General features: G+C 67.8%; 11 protein-coding genes. 3 read left to right on the top strand and 8 right to left on the bottom strand.

What is annotated here, in order from left to right:
* Window positions 1-185: 185 nt before the first annotated feature.
* Window positions 186-2048, top strand: coding sequence for an AAA family ATPase (locus EA346_RS04770; RefSeq protein ID WP_296756215.1), 1863 nt, complete (start codon window positions 186-188; stop codon window positions 2046-2048).
* On the opposite strand, the gene EA346_RS04765 is transcribed toward EA346_RS04770, so the two are convergent.
* Complete coding sequence (locus tag EA346_RS04765) at window positions 2045-2692, bottom strand: TIGR02281 family clan AA aspartic protease (RefSeq protein WP_296756214.1); 648 nt, start codon at window positions 2690-2692, stop codon at window positions 2045-2047. The two genes, EA346_RS04770 and EA346_RS04765, sit on opposite strands and share 4 nt — an antisense overlap.
* A gap of 8 nt (window positions 2693-2700) precedes the next feature.
* Entirely contained in the window at window positions 2701-3522 is an 822-nt protein-coding gene (locus EA346_RS04760) for a hypothetical protein (protein ID WP_296756212.1), read from the bottom strand.
* A gap of 171 nt (window positions 3523-3693) precedes the next feature.
* Between EA346_RS04760 and EA346_RS04755 the strand changes: the two genes are divergently transcribed.
* Together EA346_RS04755 and EA346_RS04750 are read left to right on the top strand one after the other, a co-directional pair.
* Window positions 3694-5037: a flagellar hook-length control protein FliK gene (locus EA346_RS04755; protein WP_296756211.1), complete on the top strand. Its 1344-nt coding sequence runs from the start codon at window positions 3694-3696 to the stop codon at window positions 5035-5037.
* Window positions 5034-5318: an EscU/YscU/HrcU family type III secretion system export apparatus switch protein gene (locus EA346_RS04750; protein ID WP_296756210.1), complete on the top strand. Its 285-nt coding sequence runs from the start codon at window positions 5034-5036 to the stop codon at window positions 5316-5318. Before EA346_RS04755 ends, EA346_RS04750 begins: the two co-directional genes overlap by 4 nt.
* A 14-nt stretch (window positions 5319-5332) precedes the next feature.
* Here EA346_RS04750 and EA346_RS04745 read toward each other — a convergent pair whose 3' ends face one another.
* The 6 genes from EA346_RS04745 to flhF all read right to left on the bottom strand — a co-directional run bounded on the left by EA346_RS04745 (window position 5333) and on the right by flhF (window position 10826).
* Entirely contained in the window at window positions 5333-5737 is a 405-nt protein-coding gene (locus tag EA346_RS04745; RefSeq protein WP_296756209.1) for a DUF2802 domain-containing protein, read from the bottom strand.
* 244 nt (window positions 5738-5981) lie between these two features.
* On the bottom strand, window positions 5982-6905 hold the full coding sequence (gene motD / locus EA346_RS04740; RefSeq protein ID WP_296756207.1) for a flagellar motor protein MotD: 924 nt from the start codon (window positions 6903-6905) through the stop codon (window positions 5982-5984).
* 59 nt (window positions 6906-6964) lie between these two features.
* On the bottom strand, window positions 6965-7705 hold the full coding sequence (locus EA346_RS04735) for a flagellar motor protein (protein ID WP_296756206.1): 741 nt from the start codon (window positions 7703-7705) through the stop codon (window positions 6965-6967).
* A gap of 214 nt (window positions 7706-7919) precedes the next feature.
* Window positions 7920-8642, bottom strand: coding sequence for an RNA polymerase sigma factor FliA (locus EA346_RS04730; RefSeq protein ID WP_296756205.1), 723 nt, complete (start codon window positions 8640-8642; stop codon window positions 7920-7922).
* Between the two features lie 2 nt (window positions 8643-8644).
* On the bottom strand, window positions 8645-9493 hold the full coding sequence (locus EA346_RS04725) for a MinD/ParA family protein (RefSeq protein WP_296756203.1): 849 nt from the start codon (window positions 9491-9493) through the stop codon (window positions 8645-8647).
* A 25-nt stretch (window positions 9494-9518) separates the two neighbouring features.
* Window positions 9519-10826, bottom strand: a complete 1308-nt coding sequence (gene flhF, locus EA346_RS04720; RefSeq protein ID WP_296756202.1) for a flagellar biosynthesis protein FlhF — start codon at window positions 10824-10826, stop codon at window positions 9519-9521.
* Between the last annotated feature and the right edge of the window lie 60 nt (window positions 10827-10886).

Genomic DNA, 10886 nt, shown 5'->3' with positions numbered 1-10886 from the left:
GCGAGGCCCGTCGGGTTACGCCCTTTGGGCTAACCCGACCTACAGTTTGCGGCTTTTCATCATCAGGGGTGGCGCAGGGCCATGACAGTCAGGTCCATGTGTGCATTCCATCAGCAGCGCGCTCACCCGATTATTGCAGTCAGTCATCGTAGAATAGCCGTGCCAGTGCCATCCGAGACCACTCCATGATGCAGTCTTCCGGACCCAGCGAGAACGACGCCCCACTGGGCGAGGAAGTCCTGCGCCGCCACGGCCTGCGGCGTCAGCCCTTTGCCACCAAGGCAACCGAAGGCTTCGTGTACAGCGATCCCGCCCTCGACATGCCGGTCGGGGTGTTACAACAGCGCCTCCAGACCGACAACAAGCCACTACTGCTGCTCGGCGAGCATGGCGCGGGGAAGAGCACGCAACTGCTGCAGCTCCTCTCGCGGGGAGCAGGGTCGCTGCTCTTCTGCGGTTTCAAGGGCCGGCCAGGGGCGCCCTTCCCAAGTATTGAATACGCCATTCGACAGCAGTGGTCCAAGGCGGCGGACGCGGCCGAGAACACACCGCTGGCAGGGCTGCTCCTGACCCTTTGCCGGGGAACGCGGCGTCCGGTTCTCGTGATCGACGATGCCCACCTGCTGGCGCCAGAGGTCCTGGCGGCGCTCCTGCGGCTGCGCCGCGAGGTGAACCGCCACTGCAGCAGCGCCCTGGGCATATTGCTCGCGGGCGAACCCGGTCTCGAGGATCTGTTGGCACAGTGCGTCGATGCCGACACGCCTGCGGAAAAACACATCGCCGTCCGCCTCCGGCCCCTGACTCAGGCCCAGACCGAGGCTTATCTTCGGCAGCGCCTGCAGACGGCTGGTGCGCATGACCCGAGTCTGCTTTCCGGCGCGATCGCCGCCGCGATCCACCAGGAGAGCGGCGGCCGTCCGATCGACATCAACCTCGTGGCCAACCGTTATCTGCAGAGCCTGGGGACGGACCCGGCCTCGGTGCAGCAAGAGCCCGGGCACGCGGCTTCCGGCAGTACGCGCATCGGCTGGCAGCAGCGCTGGACACTGCCTGCAGCGGGGGGCGCGGCCGCCGTGCTGGCCACGCTGGTCGTAGTGGGACTTCTCTACCTGCCGGGAGACCAGGCGCAGCGGGGCGGCAATGCGGCTACGCTGCAGCAACCCAGTGGCACCGCCGTCCTGCGGGAAGCTCCCGCAGAGCCGCCCGTACTGCCGACGCCCGATCGTCGATTCGCGGCGGAATCACCGGACGCCGAGCCGACCGCCCGCGAATCCGCCGCGCCCACCACCGCGCTGCCGATACCAGAACCGATCGAGTTCCTGGAAGCGCCCCGAGACCCGGAAACCGCCAGTCTCCCGGATCCGGATTCGGAGGTGACCACCGGTGAGGTGATGTTCCCAGAGCCCGCGCCGATACCCCGGCTCGTCGAAATTCCCGCCAGCGACCCGGAACCCATTCGGGAGCCTGCCGAGGCCCCCGCCTCGGAACCCGAACCCGCCCGGGAGATCGCCGAGGCTTCCCCATCGGAACCGGAACCGGAGATCTCCGTGGTCAGCCCGGCGGAGCCGCCCCCCGTGCCCACCCGCGAGGACACGCCCGTTCCGCAGGCGGACCCGCAGGTGACGGAAACCCCCACGGAGACACCCGATACGGCTCGGACGCAACCGACGGACAGCGCGGGGGCTTCCGACTCACCGTCGGCCGACATCCCCGGGACGCAACCGCGCCCGGCGCCAGCACATCGCGACCTGCGCGATCCGACCTGGCTGCAGGACCGGGCCGCGGATCGTTTCACCATCCAGATCATCGCCGGCGGCGACCTCGAGGCACTGCGCAGGTATGCGGGCCGGCTGTCCCTGGACACGGAGATCGCCTGGTTTCGAACGCGTCGGAACGATCAGGACTGGTATGCCCTCGTGGCAGGCGATTACCCCGACCTGGCTGGCGCCCGCGCGGCAGTCAACAGGCTGCCCGCCGGCGTTCGCCGCAACCAGCCCTGGATCCGAACCTTCGGGTCGGTCCAGGAAAGCATGGATCCAGGCTTCTAGGGACGCCGCTCGAGCAACAGGGCAGTGCCCTGTTGCCGCACCTGAACCCGGTTCAGGAAACTCGCGCCCAGAACCGGAAGCCGCGGTGCATCCGACTGCAGCACCACGGCCTCCACGTCGTCCAGCACGATCCCACCGATCCGCACCTGGTCGAGAATCACCCGGTACCCGAATGACAGGCCAGCCGCGGTACGCGTCTGGGTCAGGTCGCCACGGGCGTATGCGATGCCCAGGCGGTGCGCCTCTCCGGCACCCAGGGTCGTGATGGGAGTATCGGTGTCTACCAGAAAACGGACCGCATGGCCGTTGATGCTGCCCGTGGCGGTCAGGGCCCCGGACGCATCCGGGTAGACGCGCGCCTGAGCCGCCGTGTCGCCACGGGGCGGGCTTTCGCTCCGCCGCACCGAGGCGAACTGGCGGCGTTCGCCTTGAATCTCCAGCCAGGCCGTACCAGCGCGGGTATCGGGCGACAGCAGCCGCACGCCCTCCGTGGCATCCGCCCCCATCATCAATACCAGGCGCTGTCCGTCGATCTCGACCAGCACCCGGTCTGGGAAAACCCCCAGCAGCACGGGCTCGCGGGCCAGCAGCGGCGTGCAGCAAAGGCTGAAGACAAGCACCCCCAGGCCGACGACGCCGCGCATCCGGGGAATCAGTCCGCCCAATCCACGCGAACGTGGATCTCGGTCTCCCCGGCGCCTTGATCCCGGCGCGTCCCCAGTACGCGGCGCTCGGTCAGATCGCGCCGGTTCTCGACACCGGCGATCCGGATCCATTCGCCGATTCCGCCCGACAGCACGGTATCGACGCGCTGGAAGTCGATGCGCCCACCGCCGCTGCGGCTCTCGCGCTCGTCCACCTGCTGGATGTCGATCCGCACCCGGCCGTCCGGGGTCGCCCACGGGCGCACGAGGAATCCACGCTCCAGCTCGCGGTAGTCGATCTCCGGCCCGACGACGGCACCGGGAAGAACAATGCCGCCATGACGCAGGACGGGGATGGACTCCCCTGCATGGATGAAAGCGGTTTGCCCCTCGAGCACGCGCAGGGTCTGCACACCGCTGTCGCGGTCGTTGGTCTGGCGGCGGATGATCCGGCTCCCGGACCCATCGCCCACGGTCACATCACCGATGCGTCCCTGCAGCTGCGCCTCGCGCTCGCGGGTCGTTTCGACCCCGCCGCGCCGGACACTGACCGTCAGATTCCTGGGAACCGCATCGAACGCGCCGATCACCTCACGCAACTGGCTCAGTGTCGCCGGGGCCACACGAACGATCAGCCGAAACCCCGTCCCCGTGACCACGTCGTCGGGACCCAGCAGGGGTTCGATCAGCGGAATGATCTCCGCGGCGGGCCGGTTCTGGAGATCGATGACCTCGATCGACTGCTGCGCACCGGCCTGTACGGCGGGAAGGCACAGGAACAGGATTATCGTGAGCCGGGAGAACAGGTTCTTCATGGGCGCGGACTTCATGGTTCGGATCCAGGAGGCACCGCCGGTCGAGACGGCACTGAGATGCACAATACCTGAGACCGGCAACAAACAGCGAAATTCAGGCCGCCGCCGTGTCCATGCCCGCCGTGCCTTCGCGATGCACCCCGGCAGGTAGTACGATGGAAAGCCCTTCGGCCCGTCGGGTGACGCATGCAAATACCGCCCCCCGCCCTCAAGGCCACCCTGGCCAGCCCCAACCCGCGGGCGCCCGATTGGCAAGCGGGGCAGCGACTGGAGGCCCAGGTAGTCCGTGGCGGAGCTGCCGGGGAACAGACACGGGTCCGCATCGGCGACCAGGAGCTGAGCCTGCGTCTGCCGGCAGCAATGCCCCCGGGGAGCCGCCTGAGCCTCGAGGTGGTACGTATGGGAACGCAGCCGTTGCTGCGCCTGCTGTCTCAGACCCCCTTCGTACAGCCGTCGACAGGGCAAGCCGGGATCGGGCCGGGTACAGGGGCGCCCACCGCGCTGACCAGCCTGCTGCCGGCCCAGGGCAGCCAGGCACCCCTGCTGGCCGCCCTGTGGGCGCTGAGCCGTGACCCTGGGGCCACGGCAGCGCTGCCCGGATCGGTGCAGGCGGCGCTCAAGGACCTATTCGGGCGCCTGCACACGGCGACGCAGGCGACGCGGCCGAAGGGCCTGCGCGAGGCGGTTCTCGCATCGGGCATCTTCCACGAGGCCGCCCTCGCCCTCGGCCAGGGCGGGGCTGCCACGGCTGCCGGAGACCTGAAATCGGCCCTCCTCTCCCTGGCAACGCAGCTGCGCGCGCAGCGCAGACCGGGGGGTCAAGGCAACGCCGCCGGGCAGCGCAGGCCCGGCCCCGGCGCGGCCAGCGCAGATACCGGGCCGGCGCACCGACTCCCCGCAACGGCCACGTCCACCGCAACCTCATCCGCCCGCGCAATGCCACAGGCCGTCGCCTTCCCGACCTGGATCATCGGATCCGCCCGGGAGGCCGCCCCACCGCGCGCCGGATCCACCCCATCGCCACAGGCGCGCCTGACGACGGACCTCTCCACGCCTGGACGGCAGGCGCTGCTCGACGGGCTTCGCACCAGCACCGACCAGGCCCTGGCCCGCCTCGCCATGCACCAGTGGAGCGCGGTGGAAAATGCCGAATCCGGACAGTTGCGATGGCTCCTCGAGCTGCCCCTGCGGAGCGGCGATGGCGTGGATCTGCTGCACCTCCTGATGGAGCGTGAGCGCAAACGCAGCGCCCCGGACCAGGCCCCGGTCTGGCGGGCGGAAATGGCCCTCGACCTCCCCGGCCTCGGACCCGTGCATGTGCGCATCGCGGTCTCCGGAGATCAGGTGGGAACCCGTCTGTGGGTCGGCGACGAGAACACGGCCGCCCGCGTCCGCAGGGAACTGCCGAAACTCCGCGAGGCGCTGGAAGGCCGCCAGCTGAAGGTCAGAGACCTGGGCTGCACCCCCGGCGAGCCACCGGAACAGCAGCACCCGGTTCGGACCCGGCCCGTGTTGGACGATCGCGCGTGAGCCGGGAGACGCGACGACCACCGCGCAAGGCAGTGGCCCTGCATTACGGGAGCGAGCGGGCGCCGCGCATTACCGCCAGCGGCAGCGGGCTGATCGCGGAACGCATCCTCGAGATCGCCCGTGAGCACGGCGTACCGGTGCACGACGATCCCTTGCTCACCGCGGCGCTGTCCCAGGTCCCGGTGGGGGATGAGATCCCCGAAAACCTCTACATGGCAGTGGCCGAGGTGCTGGCCTTCGTCTATTTTCTCAGCGGCCGCAAGCCCGGCCAGCAGGAATAGGACGTGGTTCCGGGTCAGCCCCCGGTATCGCCTGACGGCCGATTCAGCGACAGCAGCAGCTCAGCCTCGCCACGACTGAGGCCGCAGTTCTTTACCAGATCTTCCCGGCTGGCGCCCTGCGCAGCCAGGCGCAGCGCATGGTGATAGGGGCCGGTCTCCGGGTCACGCATCAGCAATTGTTCCTGCTGATCAGCCAGCCGGCGCAGGCGCTGCTCCAGCTCCCCCTGACGGTGATCGGTGACCATGTCGTCGGAGCAGATCGCACTCAGTGCGCCCTTCAGCGACAACAGCTCGGTTTCCTGGGTCGCCAGTCGGCGCTGCAGGTGCTGGACCCGAATCCAGATCACGGCAGCGAGGCCAAGCGCAGCCACCGCCACCAGGAAGACCGCCACCGTCACCATGATCATCGAAGCGTTCATACGTATTCGTCCACGTGATGGCCCGCACGGCCGTCGCCGGCGGGGCGCTGCCTTGGATTGCCGCTTCCGCGGTCGGCAATCCCCTGATCGCCGGGCACGCCGTCCCTCCCGCCGCCAGACTCTTCCCCGTCCCGGTCCTCGCGGCCATCACCACCAGACGGCGGCCGCTGGCGTTTTCTCTCGTCACCCTCTTCGGGGACGCGGCGCCCGGGCCAGGACGGGTGGACGGGACGGATCGGGGCGTTCACGGGCTGCGTCCCCGCTCTGCCGGCAACGTCCGGTCCCCATCGTCATGCAGGGCTCCCGGATCCAGCCGGTGGTCCAGTCGGGGGATCTGGTCGGCCAGGATCACAATGGTCACGCGCCGGTTCTGACGTCTGCCCTCGGGTGTCTCGTTGTCGGCAATGGGACGGTACTCTCCGAACCCGATGGCCGCCATCGTCGTGGGATCCAGACCGTTTTCGACCAGCAGCCGAAGCACGCTGCTGGCCCTGGCCGCGGACAGTTCCCAATTCGACGGGAACTGCGCCGTGCTGATCGGGACATCGTCGGTAAAGCCCTCCACATGAACCCGTACGGGAAGGTCCTTCAGGATTCCGGACAGTTCGTCGAGCACCGGACGCGCCTCGGGAAAGATCTCCGCGCCGCCGCTGGCGAACAACAGGCTGGTATTGATCTCCACCTCCACCCAGAAGTGTTCGCGTCGCATGCGGATCAGGTCGGCATCGATCAGGGGGGCCACGGCCCGCTGGATGAGGTCGGCAATCAGGCTCATGCCACGCGCGGCCTCGCCCAGCTCGCTTTCGCGCAGGCCTTCGCCGCCAGACATCGCGTCCAGGTCCCCGTCGAGCGCATCCAAATCCCGCGGATCGAGCAGAACCCTGGGCATGGCGATATCCATGGGCATGATGGCTCCCGCGTCGCCGGCCGGCGACGTGTGCAGCGCGCGAGCCAGGCTTCCCACCTGGATGGGCTCCGGCGCCATCGGTGTGCCCCGGAAGGCGGCCGACAGGGATTCCGACAACACCCGGAACTTGCCCTCGTTGACCGAGGACAGCGCATACATCACCACGAAGAAGGCGAGCAGGAGGGTAATCAGGTCTCCATAGGGGATCGCCCAGGCCTCGTGGTTGGTGTGTTCCTCCTGACGTTTCCTGCGTCTTGGCATGGGCAAGCAAACCTATCGGCGGCTGATGCCGCCGTCATTGAAGATGGGCGGGGTTCCGATCACAGCACGTAGCCCCGCAGTTTTGTCTCGATGTTCCGGGGGTTCTCCCCCTCGGCGATCGCCGTGATCCCGTCGATGATCATTTCCCGATAGGCGGTCTGGCTCTGGATGGTCATCTTGAGTTTGTTGCTTACCGGAAGAAAGAACAGGTTCGCGGATGCGATGCCATAGATGGTTGCCACGAAGGCCGCGGCAATGCCGGGACCCAGCTTGTCGGGTTCGGCGAGGTTCTGCATCACGGCCATCAGGCCCATGACCGCACCGATGATGCCCAGTGTCGGCGCGTAGATGCCCATGCTCTCGAAGATCTTGGCCCCCTGGAGATCGAACTGCTCCTTGGTGCCAAGATCGACCTCGAGGATGTTGCGGATGGTCTCGGGCTCGGTCCCGTCCACCAGAAGCTGCAGACCCTTCTTCGAAAAGATGTCGGTCTCCTGCTCCGCCAGTGTCTCGAGCCCCAGCAACCCTTCCTTGCGCGCGATCTGGCTCCAGCTCACCAACTTCTCGATCGCCTCCTCGGTATCGATCCGGGGCGCGGCAAAGATCCAGGAAATGATGCGCATGCCGTGGATGAACGTCTGCAGCTTCGCCTGCAGCAGTGCCGCGGCGACGGTGCCGACGACCACGATGACGAAGGCGGCTCCGTTCCACAGCGCGTCGATGCCGCTGCCCTTGGCGACCGAGCCGCCCAGGATGGCGACCAGTGCGAGCAGCAGACCGACGATGCTAAGGATGTCCATGATCGCGTTCCGTCAAACCCGCGCCTGGCTTGCGCCGAGGTACCACGGAGCGATCCGTGCCTCGGCCCCGACTTGCCTGGTCTTCGTGTCCATCACTCACGTCCTCGTGCAGGGGCGCTTGTCGCGCCACCGGGTCCGGCCCCATCCCCATTGGGCAGGGCCCCATCGTGCCGGGTGGCAGCGCATGTGCACGGCCGCTGGTCGGTCCAGGCCTTCACGCCTCGGCCACCCTGCCCGTCCAGTCGGTCATCCGCGCACGCAAACGCACCAGGGCCTGCCCGTGCAACTGACAAACTCGGGACTCGCTGACGCCCAACACCTCACCGATCTCCCGCAGGTTCAACTCGTCATCGTAGTACAGCGACATCACCAGCTTTTCACGCTCCGGCAGGCGATCGATCTCACCGGCCAGCGCCTCCCTGAACCCCTCGTCCTGAAGGCGTTCCAGCGGGTCCGGTTCGCTGCCGGGCAAGCGGTTCTCGCCCTCCGACTCCGGCTCGAAGATGTCCTCGAAGCTCAGCACCCGGGAGGACACGGCGTCGCTGACCATGCGCTGGTACTCGTCCAGCCCGACGTCCAGTTCGGCGGCCACTTCCTGGGGCTGCGCCTCCCGCCCTTCCCGATGTTCCACCGCCCGCACCGCCTCGCTGACCCGCCGCGCGTTGCGATGCACCGAGCGGGGCGTCCAGTCGGAACGCCTGACCTCATCGAGCATTGCGCCGCGGATACGGATCCCGGCATAGGTTTCGAAACTGGCGCCCTGGCTGGCGTCGTACAGACGGGCCGCCTCCAGCAGTCCGATCACGCCGGCCTGGATCAGATCGTCGACCTGCACATCCGCCGGCAGTCGCCCGAGCAGGTGGTAGGCAATGCGCTTGACCAGTGGTACGTGCTTTTCCACCAGCCGGTTGCGATCCAGGATTTCAGTCGGGTACATGGCTAGCCCACAAACGCCGGCCGTTCCCGGTCACTGGCACCGGAACCCACCAGACGCTCCACAAAGAATTCGATCCTCCCACTGCTGCCAGACGGTATGGGCCAGTTATCGGCCTGACGTGCCAGTTCCTTGAATGCCTTGGCCGACGGGCTGCCCGGGTAGGCCTCGGTGACCGCCTTCTGACGCTGCACCGCCTTGCGCAGATACTCGTCGTGCGGCACCGATCCCGCATGGTCCAGCGTCACGTCCAGGAAGCGGTCACAGACGGCGGTGAGCTTGCGGAACAGGGCCCTGCCCTCTTCCGGTCCGCGCACCATGTTGGCGAGCACCCGGATACGGGAGATCCCGTGATCGCGGCTGAGGACCTTGATCAGGGCATACGCGTCGGTGATGGACGCCGGCTCATCGCAGACGACCACCAGGACCTCCTGCACCGCGCGGCAGAAGCTGGTCACGCTGTCGTGAAGCCCTGCCGCCGTATCCACCACCAGCACATCCACCGGCTGGCGCATCTCGCTGAACGCCCGGATGATGCCGACGTGCTGCGCCGGATCGAGGTCCGCCATGCGCGCCACGCCGGAGGCCGCCGGCACGATGGAGATCCCCGCCGGCCCCTGAATCAGCGTCTCCTCGAGACCGATCTCGCCGTTCAGCACATGGGAGAGGTTGCTTCGGGGCTGCAGCCCGAGCAGCACGTCCACGTTGGCGAGCCCGAGGTCCGCATCCATGAGCATCACCTGACGGCCGCCCCGGGCCATGGCCACGGACAGATTGACCGAGACGTTGGTCTTGCCGACCCCGCCCTTGCCGCTGGCGACGCCGATCACCTGCACGGGGCGCACGGCATTCATGCGGCGAAGTCCGCTTGCTTGATCATCAGAGGGATGCATGGGCAAATGAATCCAGGTTGCCGAGGACGCGCCGGGGAGCGCGTTCCTTCTTGGTTTCCGACGTGGTTTCCGACTGTTCCGCGAACAGCGAGACCGCACGGCTGAGCAGCCGCTGCACCCGGGCAGGCTGCAGATCCTCGGGTACCCGCTGCCCCTCGCTGACGTACATCAGAGGCAGGTCACCCCCGCAGAGCGCGGACAATACCGGCCCGAGACTTGCGGCCTCGTCCAGTTTGGTGATCACGGCACCCTCCAGGGGCAGGTGCGAGAAGGCCCGGAATGTTTCCTCCAGCACCAACTGCTGTGTGTTCGCCGCCACCACCAGCAGGGTGCGCAGGCTGGGAAGAGCCGCCAGCCCGGCCATTTCCTCGGTGAGATGCAGGTCCCGCTGGCTCATGCCGGCTGTGTCCACGAACACCCGCTGCTTTTCGTTCAGCCCTGCAAGAATGTCGCCCAGTTCCCGTCCCGTCTGCGCCAGGTACACCGGCACGCCGATGATCTGGCCGAAGGTCTGCAGCTGCCGATACGCGCCGATACGCACGGCATCGGTGGTCACGAGCGCCAGGGACTGCGGCCCGTGCCGTTGTGCGTAACGGGCCGCCAGCTTGGCTACGGTGGTGGTCTTGCCGACCCCGCTGGGGCCGACCAGCGCGATGATACCCTCCCCGTCCAGCCGCGTCTCGGGCACCACCTGAATGCGCTCCGCCAATCCATCCAGGGCTTCGCGCCATGCCGGTTCGCCGCGATCCGGATCGCGTACTCCGCCGGCGACCTCCCGGGCCAGGCCATCGTCCAGACCGAGCCGCTCGAGGCGGGTGACCAGCTGGGCACGTGCCGGATCCCGTTGCCGCAGGTCGTTCCAGGCAAGGCTCGCCAACTGGTCATGCAGCATGGAGCGCAGGCCCTCGATCTCCCGTTGCATGGCCACCAGAGTGGGATCCTGCGACCATTCGATGCCCCGGTCCCGGCGCTCCGGGCTCGGCTGCCGCGGCATCCGCGACGGGACCGTCGCGGGCGCAGCCGTCGTTGGCTGCAGGGATTCCAATGGTTCCAATGAGTCCAGCGGTTCGCCCGCCGGTTCCGGAGACGGTGTCCATGCCGGTGCCTGCCGTCCTGCATCGTCGTCGGCGGCCATCGCGCTGAACATTGCCTGGTCGTAGTCCATGGCGGCCACGATCTCGATCCCGCCCTCCACCCGGCGACTGGAGAGAATGACTGCGTCCGGCCCCTGTTCCTCTCGAACGAGCCGGATGGCCTGGCGCATGTCTGCTGCGAAAAAGCGTCTGATCTTCATGGTCCCTACCGGTCAGTGCCTGCTGCGTCGATTGAAGCGGAGCCCGGCAGGCGACCGCCG

It is taken from the genome of Thioalkalivibrio sp. (assembly GCF_007692535.1).
GTDB lineage: Bacteria > Pseudomonadota > Gammaproteobacteria > Ectothiorhodospirales > Ectothiorhodospiraceae > Thioalkalivibrio.
Note: the sequence above shows the minus strand (reverse complement) of the source record. Positions and strands in the feature narration are given on the sequence as shown.

What these genes read in the sequence shown, in the direction of transcription:
- EA346_RS04730 (WP_296756205.1), bottom strand. Translation starts at nt 8,642, where the DNA reads ATGTACCCGACTGAAATCCTGGATCGCAACCGGCTGGTGGAAAAGCAC.
- EA346_RS04755 (WP_296756211.1), top strand. Translation starts at nt 3,694, where the DNA reads ATGCAAATACCGCCCCCCGCCCTCAAGGCCACCCTGGCCAGCCCCAAC.
- EA346_RS04765 (WP_296756214.1), bottom strand. Translation starts at nt 2,692, where the DNA reads ATGCGCGGCGTCGTCGGCCTGGGGGTGCTTGTCTTCAGCCTTTGCTGC.
- EA346_RS04745 (WP_296756209.1), bottom strand. Translation starts at nt 5,737, where the DNA reads ATGAACGCTTCGATGATCATGGTGACGGTGGCGGTCTTCCTGGTGGCG.
- flhF (WP_296756202.1), bottom strand. Translation starts at nt 10,826, where the DNA reads ATGAAGATCAGACGCTTTTTCGCAGCAGACATGCGCCAGGCCATCCGG.
- EA346_RS04760 (WP_296756212.1), bottom strand. Translation starts at nt 3,522, where the DNA reads ATGAAGTCCGCGCCCATGAAGAACCTGTTCTCCCGGCTCACGATAATC.
- motD (WP_296756207.1), bottom strand. Translation starts at nt 6,905, where the DNA reads ATGCCAAGACGCAGGAAACGTCAGGAGGAACACACCAACCACGAGGCC.
- EA346_RS04770 (WP_296756215.1), top strand. Translation starts at nt 186, where the DNA reads ATGATGCAGTCTTCCGGACCCAGCGAGAACGACGCCCCACTGGGCGAG.
- EA346_RS04735 (WP_296756206.1), bottom strand. Translation starts at nt 7,705, where the DNA reads ATGGACATCCTTAGCATCGTCGGTCTGCTGCTCGCACTGGTCGCCATC.
- EA346_RS04725 (WP_296756203.1), bottom strand. Translation starts at nt 9,493, where the DNA reads ATGAATGCCGTGCGCCCCGTGCAGGTGATCGGCGTCGCCAGCGGCAAG.